Annotated in this window: 16 protein-coding genes; 4 read left to right on the top strand and 12 right to left on the bottom strand. The window is 38.9% G+C overall.

The genetic code is table 11. The features are described 5' to 3' along the window. The first annotated feature begins 590 nt into the window (after positions 1-590). Positions 591-1,748 (top strand): replication initiation protein, encoded by a 1,158-nt coding sequence (locus LKD48_RS09490; RefSeq protein ID WP_308731880.1) that lies wholly within the window; start codon positions 591-593, stop codon positions 1,746-1,748. Positions 1,749-1,797: 49 nt separating this feature from the next. Here the strand turns inward: LKD48_RS09490 and LKD48_RS09485 are convergent, their stop codons facing one another. The 4 genes from LKD48_RS09485 to LKD48_RS09470 form a co-directional block, all read right to left on the bottom strand. Then, positions 1,798-4,002, bottom strand: coding sequence for a helix-turn-helix domain-containing protein (locus LKD48_RS09485; RefSeq protein WP_308731879.1), 2,205 nt, complete (start codon positions 4,000-4,002; stop codon positions 1,798-1,800). Between the two features lie 161 nt (positions 4,003-4,163). Beyond that, the gene (locus tag LKD48_RS09480) at positions 4,164-5,771 is read right to left on the bottom strand and encodes an extracellular solute-binding protein (protein ID WP_308731878.1); all 1,608 of its coding nucleotides are present in this window, start codon (positions 5,769-5,771) and stop codon (positions 4,164-4,166) included. An 81-nt stretch (positions 5,772-5,852) separates the two neighbouring features. Next, on the bottom strand, positions 5,853-6,767 hold the full coding sequence (locus tag LKD48_RS09475; RefSeq protein WP_227101084.1) for a carbohydrate ABC transporter permease: 915 nt from the start codon (positions 6,765-6,767) through the stop codon (positions 5,853-5,855). Positions 6,768-6,788: 21 nt separating this feature from the next. After that, positions 6,789-7,733 (bottom strand): ABC transporter permease, encoded by a 945-nt coding sequence (locus tag LKD48_RS09470; RefSeq protein ID WP_227101086.1) that lies wholly within the window; start codon positions 7,731-7,733, stop codon positions 6,789-6,791. A 439-nt stretch (positions 7,734-8,172) separates the two neighbouring features. On the opposite strand from LKD48_RS09470, the gene LKD48_RS09465 reads away from it, so the two are divergent. Further along, positions 8,173-9,219 carry a M42 family metallopeptidase gene (locus LKD48_RS09465; protein WP_227101088.1) on the top strand — a complete coding sequence of 349 codons (1,047 nt, stop codon included), beginning with the start codon at positions 8,173-8,175 and terminating at the stop codon, positions 9,217-9,219. Positions 9,220-9,371: 152 nt separating this feature from the next. Here LKD48_RS09465 and melA read toward each other — a convergent pair whose 3' ends face one another. Next, positions 9,372-10,691 (bottom strand): alpha-glucosidase/alpha-galactosidase, encoded by a 1,320-nt coding sequence (gene melA / locus LKD48_RS09460; protein WP_308731877.1) that lies wholly within the window; start codon positions 10,689-10,691, stop codon positions 9,372-9,374. A 240-nt stretch (positions 10,692-10,931) separates the two neighbouring features. On the opposite strand from melA, the gene LKD48_RS09455 reads away from it, so the two are divergent. Next, the gene (locus LKD48_RS09455; protein WP_082868540.1) at positions 10,932-11,699 is read left to right on the top strand and encodes an AraC family transcriptional regulator; all 768 of its coding nucleotides are present in this window, start codon (positions 10,932-10,934) and stop codon (positions 11,697-11,699) included. A gap of 66 nt (positions 11,700-11,765) precedes the next feature. Here LKD48_RS09455 and LKD48_RS09450 read toward each other — a convergent pair whose 3' ends face one another. The 5 genes from LKD48_RS09450 to LKD48_RS09430 all read right to left on the bottom strand — a co-directional run bounded on the left by LKD48_RS09450 (position 11,766) and on the right by LKD48_RS09430 (position 15,665). Then, a complete protein-coding gene (locus LKD48_RS09450; protein ID WP_308731876.1) occupies positions 11,766-12,404 on the bottom strand; it encodes an ATP-binding cassette domain-containing protein in 639 nt (212 codons plus the stop codon). 6 nt (positions 12,405-12,410) lie between these two features. Continuing rightward, complete coding sequence (locus LKD48_RS09445; protein ID WP_308731875.1) at positions 12,411-13,316, bottom strand: hypothetical protein; 906 nt, start codon at positions 13,314-13,316, stop codon at positions 12,411-12,413. Then, entirely contained in the window at positions 13,303-14,088 is a 786-nt protein-coding gene (locus LKD48_RS09440; protein WP_308731874.1) for a hypothetical protein, read from the bottom strand. The genes LKD48_RS09445 and LKD48_RS09440 overlap by 14 nt, the downstream gene beginning before the upstream one ends. A 30-nt stretch (positions 14,089-14,118) precedes the next feature. Then, complete coding sequence (locus LKD48_RS09435) at positions 14,119-15,318, bottom strand: hypothetical protein (RefSeq protein ID WP_308731873.1); 1,200 nt, start codon at positions 15,316-15,318, stop codon at positions 14,119-14,121. A gap of 116 nt (positions 15,319-15,434) precedes the next feature. Then, entirely contained in the window at positions 15,435-15,665 is a 231-nt protein-coding gene (locus tag LKD48_RS09430; RefSeq protein ID WP_308731872.1) for a hypothetical protein, read from the bottom strand. A 513-nt stretch (positions 15,666-16,178) separates the two neighbouring features. On the opposite strand from LKD48_RS09430, the gene LKD48_RS09425 reads away from it, so the two are divergent. Next, complete coding sequence (locus tag LKD48_RS09425; RefSeq protein ID WP_308731871.1) at positions 16,179-17,156, top strand: FliH/SctL family protein; 978 nt, start codon at positions 16,179-16,181, stop codon at positions 17,154-17,156. A 72-nt stretch (positions 17,157-17,228) separates the two neighbouring features. Here the strand turns inward: LKD48_RS09425 and LKD48_RS09420 are convergent, their stop codons facing one another. Together LKD48_RS09420 and LKD48_RS09415 are read right to left on the bottom strand one after the other, a co-directional pair. Then, positions 17,229-18,674, bottom strand: coding sequence for an alpha-L-fucosidase (locus LKD48_RS09420; protein WP_308731870.1), 1,446 nt, complete (start codon positions 18,672-18,674; stop codon positions 17,229-17,231). Between the two features lie 20 nt (positions 18,675-18,694). Beyond that, a complete protein-coding gene (locus tag LKD48_RS09415; protein ID WP_308731869.1) occupies positions 18,695-20,656 on the bottom strand; it encodes a GGDEF domain-containing protein in 1,962 nt (653 codons plus the stop codon). Positions 20,657-20,700: the final 44 nt, after the last annotated feature.

The raw sequence follows: 20,700 nt of genomic DNA, 5'->3' as shown, positions 1-20,700 counted from the left end.
GAGTATATAAAGGTACGATTGTTTTTCATGCTATCTCATAGCTATCTCATCGTTCGGGCCGAAAATACAGAGATGTTTACCATTCATACACCTTTTATATATACTAAAATTCATCCTCGCCTAAGATGGAACCATCTTGATTACTAATACTCTGAAAACCGCAAAAATATTATATTTTAGATATGTAAAGGTACGATTGTTTTTCATACTGGCTCATCGTTTTGATTGAAAATACAGTGCTCTTTACGATTCATATTTTATCATACACATTAAACCCCACCCTTCACGCTCTCTTGATTGATTGCTTGATTACCTTCCTGATTATTTTCTTGATTACTTTCTTGATTACTTTCTCGATTATAAGAATTCCAGAAACCGCATCAATGCTAGGAATTTAATATCTACAGGTACGATTGTTTTTCACGATGGGTACGATCATTTTTCACAAAGAGAACGATGTTTTTTCGCGATGGGTACGATCGTTTTTCGTTAAGAGTATGATTGTTTTTCTCGAAAGGTACGTTTTTTATATTGACATTTTCGTACCATTGCTATATCATAAAAGAAAAAGGAAAGGGGAAATCAGATAAATGCCAAGGAGAAAAAAGCTGCCAGAAACTTCAGACATAATTGGACTAGGAAATCCCGACAAGCTGACCGTCCAAAAATCAAACCCTCTACAGTCGCTTGCGAAAACCGACCTAACTTTACCAGAATTAAAATTACTTGATGTATATTTGGCAAGAATTGATAGTCATGATCCAGAAAAAAGAACAGTCATAATCGAAAAAGGAGAACTCGAACGTGTCCTATGTGTAACCAGAATATTAAAGGACGATCTTAATAAACGACTTCGCAATTTATTCCAAATTGTGGAAATTGAAGATGCCACAAAGCCAGATGGATTTAAGATAATTTCCTTATTCGAAGAAGCCGAAGCTGTTCCAGACGGCAACGGACTATGGAAAATTACGCTTACATGTACACCCTCGGCGAGAGAATATATTTTCAATATTGAAGATTTGGGCTATCTCAGATATCGTCTGAAAAATGTTATCGAGTTGAAATCTAGATACAGTTATGTTTTATTCCTCTACTTGGAAAACAACCGTTTTCGCAAATCATGGGAAATCAAATTGGATGATTTGAAAGAGTTGTTAAAATGTAAGGCAACTAGATATAATCAATTTAAATTCTTCAATGCTGAAATCTTAAAGAAATGCCATAATGAGCTTAACGAAAAGACAGACTGTCACTTCGACTACGAGCCAGTAAAGCAGGGACGGACTATAGTCGTCATACGATTTACGGTCAAAACCTTAAAACAATTGGCATCTGAAGACGTAGTAAATCTACCAGAAGTTCCAATCGTGATAAAGGATTGCCCACTATGGGAAAGTGCTTTAAGCGATTGGAAACTGTCTGCGGAAAAACTTGATGAGCTTTCAGCACTATTAGATGCAATTCCAGCTTACAAGCTACCAGAAGCACCAACAGCTAAACAAGCCCAGTACAAATACATTGCTCTAAAGGTGGCTGAAATCAAGCGCAGAAATCAAGAAAAGAAAATCAACAACCGCTTTGCATATTTGCGAAAATTAATGCAAAAAGATATGGAAACAAAAGCTGAGAAAGAAACTGCGCAGCAATTGGCAGTCGCACGTGGCACACAGGCATTTCGAAATTTTACAGAGCGAACCAATAATAATTACATCGAAAAGATCTTGGAGCAATATAAGCAGCATTGATAAATGCTACAGAAACAGGGGCATATCACTTTGATATGTCCCTGACCCTTCATTGCTGTGACTCTTTTCGGTATTGTCCCGGTGTCTTTCCAGTATATTTTTTAAAGCGTCTTATAAATACATGATCATCCTCATATCCTACCGCCTCGCTCACCTGCTTTACAAGCTGATCTGTCGTGCGAAGCAGTTCCTTTGCACGCTCTAACCGCACAACTGCCAGATAATCAGATGGGCTAATTCCGGTTTCATTCTTAAACTCAACTGCTAGTGTTACCGGAGAGATGCCAAGCTGGTCGGCTAGTGATGCCATATTTAAATCTGGATCAGAATACGTCTTTTGCATAATCTCCATTGCCTTTACAACCAGCTCTGACTGATGGTTCTTTACATCGGTCTTTGTGTCCAAAATCATATGGCAGGCCTCTGTCAAAAGTGAAGTGAAATCTTCCATTGTTAAGCATCTTGACAGTGTAAATACATTATAGACCTGATTCCAGTCCTTCTCGTCTCCATTCCACTGATCCATAAGAAAACGTAACACTTCGTCATACAAAAGACGAAACGTCAGAAGTGTCGCATGCTCTTCCTCCAACTTTTTACAAAGATCATGGATTGCCTTTTCAACCTCTTGCTCATTTCCCACACGAATCGTATTTTCTAGCTGTACCATGTAGCGGCTTCTCAGATTCTGATAGTTGCTGACAGATGAGTTCTGACCAATCTCTGTAAAGCGAATGATCTGACTGCTATCCACTAAGAATCGGCTGTCATAGGCTGTGTTTGCCTCTAAATAAGCCAATGAGCCATTGAGTAGGGAACGATGCGCCCAACTAACCGCTACCACAAACTCGTCACAGTGTACTCGGCCAATCCGAAGAATCTTATCATAGGCTTGATACAAATTTTCCTCCGATTCTCCAAAAAGTACCATCACTCGTTGATTGGTGTTAACTAGATGAATCCCGTATCCATCCAGATTTTCCTGTTTTTGAATGAACTCAAGAATCTGTTCAAATATTTTTTCTTCATTGCCAGATGCACTACTTCCAATTACACCAACCATCTGAAATCCATACGAAATATTGATTCTCGCATCAGCTGCATCGCGCCTTAAAATTTCAAGTGCCGTATATTTGCTCTGAAGAAAGCTTCGAATAAAGCGACTCTTTCGAAGTGACATCTGATCCTGCTTCATATCCTCAGAGCTATTTACCAACTGTCGGATTCCAACCTCAATTTTTCCCAAATCATAGGTTTCCTCTCCCTCACCAGGCAGCATACGATTTATTTTTTTCACACCGCCTAGCACACGACTTGACAAAATTCCAATTATCAGAAATGTCGGCACACAGCACAGAATAATCAAAACAGCAATTCCCCAAAGATGGGTTTTAAGCCGATCGGTAAAAACATTCATCGGTTGCAATGCAACATAAGAAAAACCTACATCATCTATCTCCTGTGTGAGAAGGTAATTTTTTCCCTGAAGCTTTACCTGTTTCTGCCCAGTTTCATCACCAAGTTCGCTAAGTAGCAGATCATTATCTATCTCATTTGCACCATGTCTTACTACGACATTTCCATCGTAGACTAGCCATGTGTTTCTCGTGTTTTCTTGTTCGTCTGCAAACAGATCATCATAGTGGTCGGTGCCGATGAAGAAAATCAAAATCGTATCATACTTTGGTGCTACCGGATAAATATAGATTACATTCTTTGCCTGTACATCATAAAAGTAGACAAGCTCCCCCTCTATCGCCTCTTCTGGAAGCACAAGTAACTTTTTTTGCTTTGCACAGAGAAGATCTTTCACCTCACTTGGACTATAATTTTCCAATTGATAGGCCGTATCACAGAATAAATCAATTGATATCGATGTCATGTGATTAAAAAGGTATTGATCCTTCTGATAATAGCAGTACATTACATCAAAAAACTGATTGACAGAGCGATACTGGTTTAGCTGCTTTTTCAGCGCAGCGCTTTTTGTCGGCTGCTCATCTAAAAGAAATCTAGCCGAGTCAGAAAGCGCAATCTGCATGGAAATATCCTGTAAAATCTGCAGCTCATTTCCATGCGTTTTTGCAATATTTCCAATATAGACAGAATTCTCCTTATAGAAATCCTCCTGCATTTTTTTGTAGTAAAATCGAAACAGATAGCCGCCCAATATGGCAATGATAAAAACAATCACAACACTTGATGCAATCACATAATGAAGTATGTTTTGCCCCGTCTTTTTTTTGCCCTTCATGCCTCATTTCTCCTTTGCCCTTTTGCCCCATTATACCCATTCACAATCATTTCGTCAAAGGGGTCGCAAAAGATGGCAGCTTATTTTACTGCCATCTTTCGCCTATATCTTCTTATCTTCTTGCCTTATACAGATGAATCATAGATCAATTCATTTTAAAATTATTCCAGATCCATACCATCAATTGCTTCCTGATAGGTGCTGACATACTGATCAATATTCATTCCGTCAAACTTTGATACGAAGGAATCCCAGCTGTCATCGGTCACACCATGAGCCACAAAGTCAGCAACTGCTTCACTAACCGCATTATCAATATCTGTCTCAATTAAACTGAAATCGGCAAGTACATCTGCAGTTAGACCTGACATTGCAAAATACTGGCTAGAATAGGTGTTGATGACACCGGCCTCATCATACATCTGGCAATAATCGATCTTTTCCAGACGCTGCTCGGACAGATTGTAGTTTTCAGAAATGTAATCACCTGGTGCAAAGAACTGAGTGTTGCAGTCAATCTGATTTTTCACAGTCACATCACTTACTGTCACTGTGTTAATCTTTCCGTTTTCCTCATCGTATACCCAACCGGTTCCCTCTGTCGGATTCTGAGGACCGTAGTACAGATCTGCCTGCATCTCAGTATCCATCATCGCATCCAGAAGGCGAATTGACTCCTCTACATGCTCATTGGTTGCTGTGATAAATGCACACGGACGAGCCAGCTCCAGATAGCGATCCATATAGGCTCCCTTTCCATCTACTGACGGTGGAAGAATACACTCGCTGTTTGCTGCAACTCCATCATCCCATCCCATGGCCTTTAATCTCCATGCTGTAAAAAAGCCAACATTTCCTTCGGATAGCTTTGTCTGAAGTGTATTGCCATCCTGTGACAGACACTCTGGATCTAACAATCCTTCCGCATAGCACTCTGACAACCACTCGACACAATCGCGGAATCCCTGCTGTACTGGTGCAAACTGCACCTTCTTATCCTCATCAATATACAGCCATTTATCAGAATTTGGAATACCAAACATTGGAAGTACATACTTTAAATCATAATATGCGCCAGCATCCAATCCCATCTCATACGGCACATAGTCTGGATACGCTTCCTTAAACTTGCGAAGCACCTCTGTCAGTTCATCCACAGTTGTCGGATCTTCCAGTCCCAGCTCATTCATCCAATCACGGTTAATGAAGTAATGACCTTCCTCACAGATATACTGACCAACCAGATATCCAATTGAATAGGTCTTTCCATCGGATGCAACGAGGCTAATTGTTGGATCGCTTTCCTCTGCCTGAATACGAGAGTAATAATTTGGCATCAATTCCTCAGTGATATAATCATCTAACGGAATTACCAGTTCCTGAGACACACCATACTCCTCATAGTCAATCTGTCCCTGTCCGTTTACAGCGATGATGATATCTGGCATCTCACCTGATGCAAACATCAGATTTGTCTTCATGGACCAGTCAGAAGCTTTAATCACTTCCCATTCTAGGTTGATGCCTGTCAATGCCTCCAAATCCTGCACAGCTGCAAGTTCTTCCGGTGCCTTGATCGTATCGCCGTCACGAATCGCCAACATAATCTTCAGCGTCAGATCCTCATCAGTGATCTTCTCAATTGAATCATAGGTACTGTCTCCATGGAGAGTCACACCGTCTCTCTCTGCTGCCGGTACTGCTAAGCCCATCAGTGTTCCTGTCACAAGCATTGCTGTCATTGCGGTTGCATACATTTTTCTTCTCATTTTGAATTCCTCCTGTTTTCCTTTTTTGTTTTTTGATTTTCTGATTCTATCTTTACGCCTTTGATATTTGCCTGCTGCAAATCATCCCTTCAGCGATCCGATCATAACACCCTTTTCAAAATATTTTTGCATAAATGCGTATAACACAACAACTGGTCCAGTTGCCAATACAATGATACAATATTTGGACACATTGGCAATTCTGGTTGCCTCTGCCAAATTCGACGCATCTTCCGACATTGTTGTCATAAAGTCTCCTGTCATATCCACTTGAAGTGTCGCCAAAATCTCACGAAGCACTGTCTGTAACGGATAGAGAGAACGATCCTTTAAATAAACTAGTCCAGTAAAGTAATCATTCCACTTTGCCACACCATAGTAGACAGCTAACACTGCGATAATCGTCTTCGAAAGTGGCATGACAACCTTGATAAAATATTGGAAGTGGGAAGCGCCGTCTAAAGCCGATGCCTCATACAATTCCTCTGGGATATTGGTCTGAATGAAGGTTCTTGCCACCATCAAATTCCAAACTGATACACAGCCCATCAGTACCATAACCAGCGGATTGTTGTACATACCGATGTCTTTCATCACAAGGAAGGTTGGAATCAATCCACCATTAAAGAACATTGTGATGACAAAGAACATATTGATTGCTGCCTTTCCAGGAAATTTCGGTCTGGAAAGAGAATATGCTGCTGTCAATGTCACGATAATACTGATGACCACACTTGATATCGTATAGATAAATGAGTTGCGATACGAAGTCCAGAATTCAGTATACTCTAATACAGCCTTGTATCCAATCAATGAAAAATCAACTGGATGCCAAATAACTTTTCCTGCTACAATCGCATCTGGATCTGATACTGACGCAATGCAGACCAAATACAGCGGATAAATAATCAAAAACATAAATATAATCCAGAAGATTGTATTAAATATGTAAAACACCTGATTACTTCTGGAATGCTTGATCTTAGAACGTTTCATCTCGTCAATCCTCCCTTCCTCTTAGAACAGACCTACATCTGCTGTCTTCTTGGAAATGGTATTTACCAGAATGATCATAACAAAGTTAATCACATTTACAAAAAGACCAATTGCCGATGTATAGGAAAATTGTCCGCTTCCAAGTCCGACTGTGTATACATATACACCCAAAATATCGGATGTCGGAATGTTTCCAGATGTCTGCAAAACCAGTACCTTGTTCGTATTGCTGCTTAATAGCTTTCCACAATCCAAAATGAAAACCATCATCGCAGTTGGAACCAAAGTTGGGAGATCAATATAGCGAATCTTCTGCCAGATGCTTGCTCCGTCAATATCTGCTGCCTCGTACAGAGACAAATCAATTCCAGTCAGTGTCGCAATATAAAGAATTGTACTGTATCCTGCCGTCTGCCATATATTAGAAATGATGTAGATCGGTCTGAATGCTGCTGCCTCTGACATATAGTCGATTGGGTTTAGTCCCATCGCCTGTCTGACATGATTGAAGATACCACTTGTCGGTGATAAGAAGATATAAAGCATACCAGCTAATACAACTGTTGAAATAAAATATGGTACATAGATGGTTGTCTGAATTGCACGCTTTACCTTTTGCTTTCGAATCTGATTCAACAGAATTGATAACAATAACGGAACTGGAAAGCTAAATACCAGATTTAAAATATTCAATAATAACGTATTGATAATCAATCTGTCAAAATAATAAGCATTGAAGAAATTTTTAAAATGCTTTAGTCCAACCCACGGGCTTCCTGCAATTCCTTTGACTGCCTTGTAATCCTTAAATGCAATCTGGATTCCATATAATGGCAAATAGTTGAAAACCAAAAAGTAAAGGACTGCCGGTAACACCAAAACATATAATTGCCAGTAGCTTTTAAATGCTAACCGAAATCCTTTCTTTTTTCTTGGGAGTGTACTCCCTCCTTTCTTTTTCTTCATCGCAAACCTCCTTACCCTCGTTTTTATTTTTTCGTTTTCGCTTCGTCTGATTGCAGTATAGCGTAGCACTTTCAAAAAAGAAAGGGAGTAAATTTTTACTCCCCATTTCTTGCTCAAATTTCATGTGTTTTCGATAATCTGTTCGGTGTTCAAAATTTTGTACCAATCTTTTACCGAAAAATATGCGATATTTTCTTGTTTTTCTCATTCTTTTTGCTCGAATATTATTTGCTTTGTACGATCATGGTAGAATTCTTCTTTATCAAGCCACGGCAACATACCTTACGTTTATCTTGCACATTTTCTCAATTTTGTGTATCATGGACATAGCTCACCCGATCGGGCGAAACGAATGTTTGCGAATTGTAAAATTAATCAAATAGTGGCACACTTCGTAGACATTACATCATTTTTATTTTGATAGGAGAAAAGAAAAATCATGAATCAGTATCTTGATTACATCATGGAACAATTAGAAAAGCTGATGGCAATTGACAGTCCATCTGGTTTCACAAAAAAAGTGACCGACTACCTGTTAGAGGAGTACGCACGTCTTGGCTATAGCGCAAAGCGTACCGTTAAAGGCGGCGTAATTGCAGAGATCGGCGGTGAGGGTGATCCGATTCTTACCATGGCTCACGTAGATACACTTGGTGCCGTTGTCGCTGAGATTAAGTCAAACGGACGTTTACGTCTGTCTCCTGTAGGCGGATTTAACGCAAACAATGCAGAAGCTCATAACTGCCGCGTTTACACCTACGACGGACAAATTTATGAGGGAACCATCCAACTGGCAGATGCTTCCCTTCATGTAAATAAGGAATATTCTACTACACAGCGTACATTCCAGTCAGTTGAGGTTGTCTTAGACGAGCCTGTTACCTCCAAGGATGACGTAAAGGCACTCGGCATCACAAACGGCTGTTTTGTCTGTGCAGATCCAAATCTCGTTGTAACCAACTCTGGCTACATCAAGAGCCGTTTCCTCGATGACAAGCTAAGCGCTGCAATTTTACTTGGCTATGCAAAATATATCCGCGAAAATAACATCACACCGCTTCGCAAGGTTTATCAGCATATGACAGTATTTGAAGAGGTTGGTCATGGTGCATGTGCTTCCATTCCAGAAGATGTTACTGAACTTCTTTCTGTTGATATGGGATGTGTTGGCGATGGACTTGAGTGTACCGAGCGCCAGGTATCCATCTGCGCAAAGGATGGTCACGGTCCTTACAATTATCAGGTGACAACTGGTCTTGTAAATGCAGCAAAAAAAGACAGCATTGACTATGCTGTTGACATTTATCCGTTCTACGGTTCTGATGCCGATGCTGCATTGAGTGCAGGAAAGGATGCCCGTCACGGTCTTATTGGTGCCGGTGTTTACGCTTCCCACGGATATGAGCGCTCCCACAAGGACGGTGTAGTAAATACCTTCCGTCTGCTGTGCTCCTACTTAAATGGAAATGCACCGAAAATGGACTAAGATAATCTTGTGATAAATGATTGAAAGCCATGGGAAAATAGACTCCCATGGCTTTTATCTACTTGATGCCAACTTCAAAAGCTCCAAAAGCCGTTCGTGCTTGCACGATTAGATTTTTGAGCTTAAGACCCTGGTATCAACAGCATTTATTATTAGTGGAATTTCGGCAGATACGTTCCGTGAGCTGCAATCAACTCATCCACCATCTTTTTGATTGTATCAATATCCAACTCGCTTCCCGTATGCGGATCAAGCATTGCTGCCTGATAGACATGCTCTAGCTTATGCGTTCTTGCCGCCTCTATTGTTAGAAGCTGCACGTTAATATTGGTCATATTCATCGCTGCACACTGAACCGGAAGTGATCCGACCGCACACGGATGAATGCCAGAGCCGTTGACAAGGCACGGTACCTCTACACATGCTTCTGCCGGAAGATTGGAAATCAGATGATTGGTATTTAATACATTTCCTCCAATCTGATAAGCCTTGTCGGTGACAACTGCCTCCATGATATGAGATGCATATTCGCGTGAGCGTGTATGTTCCTTCACACCCTTCTCCATCAACTCGGCATATTCCTTCTTCCAACCATCAATCTGGTTGACACAGCGGCGCGGATACTCATCTAGTGGAATGTTGTAGCGATCAATTAACTCTGGGTATTTGCTCTTAATATAAAATCCATTGTACTCTGCATTGTGTTCACTTGACTCAGTGCAGTAGTATCCAAAATTTCGAATGTAGTCAAAGCGTACCTTATCCTTAAATTCAGGATCTTCCATTTTTGCCCCAATGCGTGACTTGATCTCTGGATACAGATCAACACCATTTTTGTCCTTTAATTCAAGAAGCCAACCCATATGATTGATTCCTGCAATAAGTTCTTTTCTTCCCTCCAACTTGTCTTCCATGCCAACTTCCTTTAATAATGTCTCTGAGCAAACCTGAACACTGTGGCATAGACCTACTGTCTGGATCGGTGTATAGTGAAGCATATAACCAGTTAACATAGCCATCGGGTTTGTATAATTTAAAAACAGAGCATCTGGACAAACCTCTGCCATATCTCTTGCAAAATCATCCATCACCGGAATGGTTCTAAGCGCACGCATGATACCGCCGATTCCTAGTGTATCTGCAATTGTCTGTCTCAGTCCAAACTTCTTTGGAATCTCAAAATCAATGATTGTGCACGGATCATAGCCGCCAACCTGAATTGCATTGACTACAAAATTTGCTCCGCGAAGGGCTTCTTTTCTGTTTTCCACGCCCAGATAACACTCAATCTTTCCATAGCCGCCCATTGTCTCTCTCATCGCTTCCAAAATGGTCTGGCTTTCCTTTAATCTTGCACCATCGATGTCATACAGAGCAAATGTACTGTCTCTTAGCACCTCTGAACACATGCAATCTCCGATTACATTTCGCGCAAATACTGTGCTTCCAGCACCCATAAAAGTAATTTTCATAGTAGTTTTCCTTTCTTTTTTAGTTGATTTCTTCTACCCATCAAGATGTTTCCTAGCTATCTTAAGCTACCAACATCTTGTCTTTCTGTGTATCTTCATTCTAACAGATTTCTTTTAAAATGGGATTGATTTTTGTCTGGAAAACTTGTTATTATGTTAGAAATGAATGTAAACAAAACAAACAAATAAAAATGATAAAACAAACCGCAAAAACTACAAGTGAAAGGAAAACACGATCAAATGATAAAAAGTGAAATTGTAATTGATCAACACTATAAAGATTTTAGTCCCATGCAATTTGGCAGTGAAACTTGCGATCCCGGTCATTTCTTTGGACCGAGTGTGCGTACTCACTGGCTTTTGCATTATATTGTGTATGGTTTTGGTCGTTTCGAGCGCGACGGCATCTCTTACTCGGTCAAGCCTGGGGACATTTTTGTAATCCCACCATACGAAAAAACCTATTATGAAGCCGATCAGAAAAAGCCATGGCGCTATATTTGGATTGGCTTTACAACAGACCAATCCGTTCCTGAGCAGCTTTTAAAGCCGATCATTCACTGTCCAAGTGCTGGCAAAATTTTTGAGGAAATGCTTCAGTGCGAAAAAATGGAAAATGGCAGAACTGCTTTTTTATGCGCAAAGCTGTGGGAATTTTTTAGTATCTTGTTGGACAATGCAAAATCTGACACTGATTATGTGCAAAAGGCAATTAACTGCATCAATGCTGAGTATATCAATGGCATCACGATCCAGCAGGTCGCTGATCGCTTGAATATCAACCGCAGCTACCTGTCTGACCTTTTCAAAAAACGCATGGGCATCTCTCCCCAGAAATATTTGATTCAACTGCGACTTGAAAAAGCAGCAGAACTTTTGACTGTCTACGGACAATCTCCCTCCACTGCTGGAATTTCTGTTGGCTATCCAGACCTATATCACTTTTCTAAGATCTTTAAAAAGCATTTTGGTGTCTCACCAAGAGAATACCAGAAGCTTAATATTTAAAGATTTTGTACTTCATTCTCTTCGCTTTTCCTACTTTTCCTGCTGCCTCTTTCCGTCCCCATCGGCTTAATTTGTCTCCGTCGCAATAATTTTCCCATGATCCATCCGAAATACCGTATCGCAAAGGATTTGTATGTCTTCTTTCGAATGACTAGCCAAAATAATCAATTTTCCTTTTTCTTTTAGGGATAAAAGTACTTTTCTTATTTCTTCTACACCCTCGTTGTCAAGTCCATTTAACGGCTCATCCAAAAGAAGAATATCTGGATCTTCCATGATCGCCTGTGCAATACCAAGGCGCTGGCGCATTCCGAGCGAATATTTTCCTACATGTTTTTTACTGTCTGGATCAAGTCCAACTATACGCATTGCATTGCGAATTTCTTCATTTGAAATTTTATGATGTATCATTGCCAAGAATTTTAGATTTTTAAATCCTGAATACTCTGGCAAGAATCCTGGATTCTCTATAATTGCACCAATTCGATCTGGCATACTTATATCTTTTCCTAAAACCTTTCCTTCTATTTTTATACTACCAGATGACGGGCTAACAAAACCGAGTATCATTTTCATCAGCATTGTTTTTCCAGAACCATTTCTCCCTACTAATCCATAAATCTTTCCTGACACAAGCGTCATTGAAATATCAGAAATGACTGTCTGTGTTCCAAATGTTTTTGTCAAATTTTCAATTTCAAGCATATCACATCACGCCTCCTCTGTCAAAAAACCATTTAGCGAAATTCGTTTCGCTGTATGTAATATTAAAATAAATAGAAAAATCACTAATAATGCATCGGCTGCTATCACAAATGGAATGCTGATAAAATGATTTGCTGCCATAATATTCAACTGTTCAACACTTGTCCAACTGACAGGAGAAAATGCCAATATCCAATAATTATTTGGCCAGGCTGCCCACACTAAAATCGGGTCGAGAAATACAAGAGCTCCTGCAATTGCCATTCCACACACTACATTCCTTCTTATCAAACTAACCCAGTACATGAAAAGACCAAGAATTGAAAATGAAACCCAAACTGACACAAATGTATACATCATCGCGCCCGACGGATACAAATATCTTATCATTTCCGATGAGAACTGAGCACTCGGATAAATATTCGCAATCTCTCCAAGTGGCATCTTTCCTGTTCCAAGCACCATATCAGTCAATGCTCCTGAAAATGAATCCCTCATTGTTCCAATTGGGAGAATCATAAGTGACGACACAATTAATATAAAAGCAGCATACAACAATGCCATCCCTACAATATATATGCACTCGCCAACACACCATGCAGTGCGTTTACTCCTCATAATTATATATGGCTTTAATGGATAAAAAAAAGGAGCATCGCATAAAAGACACAGCATTCCAATATAAAACAAAATCTTAGGTGCTTTCACAGAAATTGTTGCACTGCAAAACAACAATTCCATAATATAGATAGGTGCTTTTGTCCCAGTATCAATTCCATAATTGATCACAGGACGCAAATAATAATGAATCAAAAGTGCTGTGAACACAAAAATAAACCACACTCTGGCATCACGCTTTAGTCGCCTAAAATTTGCTCCCGCTACAGCCAATACCGATCTACAATAATCCATTCTGCTCCCTCCATTTCATTCTCCGATAAAATAGATATGTACAAATAAGAATTACACAAACTGGATATAACATTCCCCATAAAAACATAATTCCTTGCAATGTTTCTTGTCCTGCTGGCAATGTCGGTTGCATACTAATCAAATTATAGACATCGAATATCGAACCTAACGGAATGTATGAAATTGCAGAGAAAAATACCATTCCTGAAATTCCAATGCAAACAAACGTATTTGGCTGAAATACTGAAAACAGCATTCCAACTGCGCAGCTCATTGCGCAGACCATTCCAAACTGCAACCCCATCATTCCAATATACAAAACTGGAAACTTATATCCTATTTGATAATAGCACGGAACCGTTTTAATCTGTGTTAGGTTTGCCCCTAAAAAGCCAACTGCCACAACTAAAAATACATAAAATGAAGCAATACATGCAAAAACAACTGCAACTGTATTTACAATAAATTTTGATATGCTGTAACTTATTAAATCCGTTCTTGCAAGTATCATGCGAATATAATGATGTTTGAAATCATAACAAAATCCAGCTGTATAAATTCCAGCCGTGAACATTACCATTAACACCTTAAATTTATCCATCATTAGTGCTGTACCTAGCATATCAATTACACCATACGCCAAAATATCTTTTTTACTTGCTCTAATCATATCCCACGATGAAAAAATTAAAGTAAACACTAGAGCTACTATTATTATTATCATTTTTACGGAACAAATGCTTCGTTTTGCATCCATTTTCATTGCATTCATCTTTTTCACCTCCAATCATTCTATTCATCTTTATAAATTTTCAATATATTTGCTCACAAATCCTGTAACAGCATCAATCCATATACTTCCTTCATCATCCTCTGCCATTTCAGGATAAGAATAGTTAATTTTCCAACATGGGTTCATCGACGGTTCATCTGCCTCAAACTGCACAGCTCTAGTTGAATATACTAGTTCTATTGACTTAATTTTAAATTTACTCACATCTTCAATTCCCTTATCCAACATTGCTGTCGATATTGCTACTTCTTTTGAGATCAGCTTTTTCTCCTGCTTTTTACTCACTTGAACTGGAGAATATCCTTTTACCAGAACCGCTTTTTCTAACTGCGGTACATACACAATAACTAGTGTCTGTCCCCATCCATCCACAAGCAAATTATTTACATACGGTCGGTAAATCAATAGATATGCTTCATCCTTTTCCTCCCACTGAATATACGAAATTTCATTCAGTTCCGTCATTTTCTGTTCAATTGATTGCACCAGATCGGTATCTTCCTTTTCTAATGCCTCCTGACGCTCCTTATTTAATCTCCACTTTTCTGCTTCTGAAAAAGGATGATAAAAATTAGGATCTGGAGCAGCCGTCGTTGTATTGTTTATTTTACAGACACGGTTAAGCGCTTCTTTTGTCATTGCATATACTTGTACGTCTGCATCTTTATATCCACATGCCACCGCATATTTTTCGCATTGTTTAATTGCCTCTTCCCTTGTACATGATTTTAAATCCTCTTTTGGAAACTGCTTTTCCATTGAGGAACCGATTCCATTATATAAAAAACCAGGTATATCATAAATGTCATAGCACATACCTGCAGCGTTTCTATTATCTGTATATATGATATAAGATGACTTTGATTGACCATTCTGTAATATATTTAATATTTCAAACTCATTCTCATAGAGATACTGACCAGAAGACATATATCCCTGCTCTTCTAAATAATCATAATACGGCTTCACCAGATAATCCTGTGCCATTGTCTCATCACAGCCTAAAAAGCAATTTGTCAGCTCATTTAAAATAAACGCATCAGATACTTGTGCCTTAAGATACACAATCTCACCTGTCAGTGTATCTTTTTTCGTTTCACGCATTTGTGTCTCATCTATTTCAGTTTCTTTTGCTTCACATGTTTGAATATCATTTATTTTTGTATCACTTATTACAGTTTCATTTACAGTTGTTTCTGCAAATGGCACCTCCAATTCTCTCTTTAATTTGCATCCTGATAAAGAAAATGTGCTCGATATTAAAATAATTGATGCAATAGGTATTAATCTCACTCTTGATTTCATGTATAAACACCACCATTCTTTTATAAAATACATCCCAAAAAGTTAGTTGCCAAATTAATCCAATTACTTCCTGTTACTTGAACTTTAATCGTATTGGTCGCTTGATTTTTAATTTCACGACCTGCTTCATATCCTTTATTCTTTGTAAATACACCCAAATGATACGAACCGGCCAATACAGTAATTCCAGATAATGCGAACATTAATGCAGCTACTATTGCCAATAATCTCTTTTTTAATGCAATATTCATAATAAGTCTACTTTCTAGTAGCTATCAATTAACTCAACTTTATTTCCCATTGGACTCACCTTCCCTTCTATAATCACGAGTTTCAATTCACTTGATTATTTTATACCATATATGATATCAAAAGTACATGACCAAAATACCATATTTTTTCTTATTTTTCTTTGATTTTGGTCATGTACTTTCTTTAAAAAACATGCTATAATTATTTATTAGTGACTAATAATTTTAAACATTTTGCGAAAGAAGAACGTCACATGAAAAAATTTAGAGCGGTCAATTGCTTCCTGACAAATTTCCATGGCTTTTTCCTGTCTGTTTATGTTCCACTCCAATGCAGCATATAAGAAAAGATTCGCAATAAATTTAGTGTTGCAAAACATATATTCTAGTGTTATACTTATTCTGAAAGGAACTTTTACACCGTGCAAATGATAAATGATCTTATATTAAGGTCAAAGATACCTTCGATAAAATTCCAAAATTTGGAGAATGATTTTTGAATGGAGGAGTTTTATGGAAAAACCAAATGAACGGCGACCCAGCACAAAAATCCAATGGCATCCTGCTTTCTGTGCCGCAGCCGAACTTGAGCTTCGCTTCAATAAAGACGATCTCGAATTTAAGCGCGAGTACAATCTAAGCAAAAAGCCACTTCAAATGGATCTTTTAATCATTGAAAAAAGGAAAGGTGTGCAGATTCAAAATGAAATCGGAAAAATCTTCCGTGCTCATAACATCATTGAATTCAAATCACCTGATGATAATCTCACTATTGATGATTTTATCAAGACACTGGGATATGCCTACCTGTATAAAGGGCTTGGCGATCACGTCAATCAAATCCCACTAGGAGAATTAACAGTTTCTCTCTTTCGGGCATCTTCACCGAAAGGACTCTTAACTCAACTATCTGAATATGGATTTTCTATTCAAGAACATACACCCGGCATATACTACATAAATGGGTTTGCAATTCCTATGCAGATTGTTGTGACAAACGAACTTAATTCTAAGAATCATGAAAGCCTTAAAGTATTATCAAAAAATGCCAATACTGACGATATTCATAGATTCACAAGATTTGCTCAGAGTTTTACAGAGCCTGGGGATAAGGAAAAGGCTGACGCTGTATTACAGGTAAGTGTCGCTGCAAACAGAAAAAACTATGACAAAGTAAGGAGGACTTCGGATATGTGTGAGGCATTGAGAGAGCTTATGAAGGAAGAAATTGAAGAAGAGTTAAAGAAAAGCCGAGATAAAGCAATACAAGAAGGACTCGCACAAGGACTTGAACAGGGACTTGAACAGGGTATTGAGCAAGGTATTGAGCAGGGACTTCAGCAGGGTATTGAGCAAGGTATTGAACAGGGACGCATCAACCAGTTAATTGATCTTGTTATGCAAAATCTTCTGCCTATCGAAACTGCCGCTCAGTGTGCAAAGATGACGCTTGACGAATTTAAGGTTGCAATTGAGAAAAAGGAAAACTAATTAGCAATTCAAGTCAAAAAAATAGCCAGTGGACGAGAAAACATTTTCCCTTCCACTGGCTATTTGCTTCTTTTACTCAAAAATTCCAATATAGGACAGCGTCGGCGCTACTCTTGAATCTATAATTTCAATTACTAGCTCTTTTATTAGTTCTTTTGTTTTGATCTCATCTAACAAGGCAATCTTTTTATAGCCAACCACTGTTCCCTCGAAAATGCATTTTTCACTACCATCATGCACTGTTAAAATTCTAAATGCTTCTATACGCTGACTCTTTTTTATATTTTCTTTCAATACTACACGGTGAATATCATACTCTTTATCAAATTTTATGTGAATCCTACAGTTTCTTTGTCCATCTAACGTCGTAAAATATGAATCATAATCATCGTTTCTTACATTCTCGATTTCAAAGCCTTTCTTTTGTTCTTCGCAGAAAAGTGATGCTTTCTCTAACAAGTTTTTGCCATAGCATTTCTTTTTATATTCACCGATCTCATGCAGTCGTTTTACATCATTTTCATGAAATAAACCTTCTTTTGTCGGAGGAATATTTAATAAAAACGTCGCGTTTCCTCCAACGGAGTGTTCATATATTGAAATCAATGTTTCCAATGATTTGACTTGATCGTCTTCTTCTTCATGATAAAACCATCCTGGACGAATACTTGTATTAACCTCTGCCGGATACCAGATAAGCTCCTTCTCATCTTTTATCAGTTCATAGCTTCCCAAATCCTGATCTGACGCACGGACAATGCGCTCTCTAAACTGCGTATCATCCTGCTTTTGGCTGTTTTCCTGAATCTTTTCCGTATCTCTTGTGCGAAGCGGTACAACACTCCACTCAGATTCTCTCGTGCTTCCAGCCTCATTTCCGCACCAACGCACATCTGGTCCGCACACATGAATACAAGCATTTGGCTGCAGCCTTCTTATAACTTCATAATATCTCTCCCAATCATAGTACTGCTTTTTCCCATTTGGTCCTTCCCCACATGCACCGTCAAACCACACAGCAAAGATTGGTCCATATTGTGTCAGAAGCTCCGTTAACTGATTTACAAAATAATCATCATATGGCTTTCCCTGTCCGTATAGATAATTATTTCGATCCCACGGTGACAAGTAGATTCCAAAATCCAGTCCATGTCTTTTACAGGCTTCTGCTACTTCCTTTACAATATCGCCTTTTCCTTCACGATATGAACTTGCTGCTACCGTATGCGTTGTGTAACGGCTTGGCCATAAGCAAAAACCATCGTGATGCTTGCATGTCAAAATCAGCCCTTTCATGCCTGCAGCGCATAAAGCATCACACCACTGATCAGCATCCATTTTTACAGGATTAAAGATAGCCTCATCTTCTGTCCCGTCACCCCATTCTTTTCCTGTAAATGTATTAACTGTAAAATGAACAAAGCCATAAAATTCTCTTCTTTGATGCGCAATCTGCCGTCTTGACGGCACAACCGAAATCAAGCGCTGTTCCACAAATTTGTCAATTTCTTTTCTCATATGATCCTTCCCTCGGCTTTCTATCTTGCCTTTCCCTTCTTTTTCTTTTCTTCATACATGATCTTGTCTGCTTTTTCAAGCACCATTGGAATAGAAAGCTCGTCTGTACATAATACAATCTGACATCCAACCGACATATCAATTACAAACTTATTTTTTCCCTGTGCATTATACATGGCAATCTCTTTTCGCACAGTCTCCACCAATTCAATTGCACGAGTTTCATCGCCAATCATCATAAGTGCAAATTCATCACCGCCAAGGCGGCCTGCTATACCATGTACTCCGGCAGCTTTCTTTAAAATATCTGCACAGGCACAAATTGCAATATCTCCTGCTGCGTGACCATAATTATCATTGATTTGTTTTAATCCATCCATATCAGCAAACAGAATAATTGCTTTTCTATTTTTATAAATACGATTCATATTCATTGCCTGTTCCATAAAGCCACGGCGATTTTTAATCTGCGTCAGCTCATCTCGCTCTGACACAAAATTTAAAATTTCATTTTTGCTTCGAAGCTCCTCAAGCAAAAGCTCGCGCTCGCGCTGAACAGACAAACGCTTTTTTTCTGTGTGATACGCCATCAGCGCATTTGCCATTTGAATACTGATCAAATAGACCATATCCACTTCCTCTGGCGTAATCTCAACGCTTAATACACCATACTGCGTTGAGCCAGACTGAAGGCAAAATACACTCGGCTTACGCTGATAGCGTACACTTCCTTCCTCAGAAAATCCACATTCTTCTAAAGAAGCCACGTTTTTATATTCATCAAATACCTCTACACATTCTCCATCCTGACGCGCAACCAGATAAATCGTATTTGGAAATTCCCAGCCCTTTTCTATATTATATTCAACTGGATTTCTAAAGACATAAAGCAACGCCGTTTTAACGCCAAAAAAGGACATTGGCGTTAATGCATTTTTAAGAAATTTCTCGCGATCCTGCAATGCAATAAGCATGTTTCTGGAGATCATAGGAACCATCCATGTTTTTTGACGATATACTGTATTTTTTTGTTTTTCATAGACAAATTTTTGTCCCATGTTTTCAATTTGATCAAAACCTGAAAACTGCTTACATGTACAGCCACATGATTCTCTAACACATACCTTCGCTGGTATCACAATATTTTTCCCATGACCGCTTCGCGCTAGCTCAAGTGCACTATAAACAGCCATATATCCTGACCGTTCAGAATCCTGACGAATTGTCGTGATTGGCACTGGCACGTGACGAATACGCTCCCAGTCATCAAAACCGGTAACAGCAATATCATGTCCAATATGAAGTCCACGCTTTTCACATTCCTGATAAGCAGTCAGTGCCATCACATCATTAGCACATACTATTGCCTGAAGATTAGGGATTCGATCTAACAGTGCATTTACCTGTGTCTGTACACACTCTGAAAAATCGCCTGTTTCAATGTGGCTTTCATCCATTGGCAGATCATATTTTTTCATAACATCTAAAAATGCTCTTTTTCGCTGGCAGGCATCTGTATTTCCAGGCGGTCCTGCCAAAAAAGCGAAATTATGATACCCATGGTCACGCACTAAATGCTCCACTAATTCATACATTCCATTATAATTATCGACAATAATAGACGTCCAATTAGGTCTGTCGGTCTGCTCATTTATGAGCACACATGGAACATTGCGAAAATATTCCAGGTATTGCTTTCCATAATCACTCTTCATAAAAATGCTCATCATGCCATATGTCATAATCAAGACATCTGCTTTGACATATCTCGCATAATCATAAATTGCACTTTTTTGATAATCCCATCCTATTGATGTATCAGGTGGATACAGCTGCGCTGTATAAGGACTGCTCACATTCATAAAATACATTAACTGCACATCGCACTCCTTTGATGCCTGATCAATTCCCTTCATAATGTTGATTGCGTGCGGTGAGTTAGCATTGCCAATCACAACTCCTATTTTACAGCGCTCCTGCATTTTTATCCCTCCTTTTTTGAGCCAATAGTCTTATTTCTATAAAA

Source organism: Anthropogastromicrobium aceti (assembly GCF_020687335.1).
GTDB classification, from domain to species: Bacteria; Bacillota; Clostridia; order Lachnospirales; family Lachnospiraceae; genus Anthropogastromicrobium; species Anthropogastromicrobium aceti.
Note: the sequence above shows the minus strand (reverse complement) of the source record. Positions and strands in the feature narration are given on the sequence as shown.

Bases quoted from the DNA above. Each gene is read 5' to 3' on its own strand.
- LKD48_RS09485 (WP_308731879.1), bottom strand. From the start codon at position 4,002: ATGAAGGGCAAAAAAAAGACGGGGCAAAACATACTTCATTATGTGATT.
- LKD48_RS09480 (WP_308731878.1), bottom strand. From the start codon at position 5,771: ATGAGAAGAAAAATGTATGCAACCGCAATGACAGCAATGCTTGTGACA.
- LKD48_RS09465 (WP_227101088.1), top strand. From the start codon at position 8,173: ATGAATCAGTATCTTGATTACATCATGGAACAATTAGAAAAGCTGATG.
- LKD48_RS09445 (WP_308731875.1), bottom strand. From the start codon at position 13,316: ATGGATTATTGTAGATCGGTATTGGCTGTAGCGGGAGCAAATTTTAGG.
- LKD48_RS09420 (WP_308731870.1), bottom strand. From the start codon at position 18,674: ATGAGAAAAGAAATTGACAAATTTGTGGAACAGCGCTTGATTTCGGTT.
- LKD48_RS09415 (WP_308731869.1), bottom strand. From the start codon at position 20,656: ATGCAGGAGCGCTGTAAAATAGGAGTTGTGATTGGCAATGCTAACTCA.
- LKD48_RS09475 (WP_227101084.1), bottom strand. From the start codon at position 6,767: ATGAAACGTTCTAAGATCAAGCATTCCAGAAGTAATCAGGTGTTTTAC.
- melA (WP_308731877.1), bottom strand. From the start codon at position 10,691: ATGAAAATTACTTTTATGGGTGCTGGAAGCACAGTATTTGCGCGAAAT.
- LKD48_RS09430 (WP_308731872.1), bottom strand. From the start codon at position 15,665: ATGAATATTGCATTAAAAAAGAGATTATTGGCAATAGTAGCTGCATTA.
- LKD48_RS09455 (WP_082868540.1), top strand. From the start codon at position 10,932: ATGATAAAAAGTGAAATTGTAATTGATCAACACTATAAAGATTTTAGT.
- LKD48_RS09440 (WP_308731874.1), bottom strand. From the start codon at position 14,088: ATGAATGCAATGAAAATGGATGCAAAACGAAGCATTTGTTCCGTAAAA.
- LKD48_RS09490 (WP_308731880.1), top strand. From the start codon at position 591: ATGCCAAGGAGAAAAAAGCTGCCAGAAACTTCAGACATAATTGGACTA.
- LKD48_RS09425 (WP_308731871.1), top strand. From the start codon at position 16,179: ATGGAAAAACCAAATGAACGGCGACCCAGCACAAAAATCCAATGGCAT.
- LKD48_RS09470 (WP_227101086.1), bottom strand. From the start codon at position 7,733: ATGAAGAAAAAGAAAGGAGGGAGTACACTCCCAAGAAAAAAGAAAGGA.
- LKD48_RS09450 (WP_308731876.1), bottom strand. From the start codon at position 12,404: ATGCTTGAAATTGAAAATTTGACAAAAACATTTGGAACACAGACAGTC.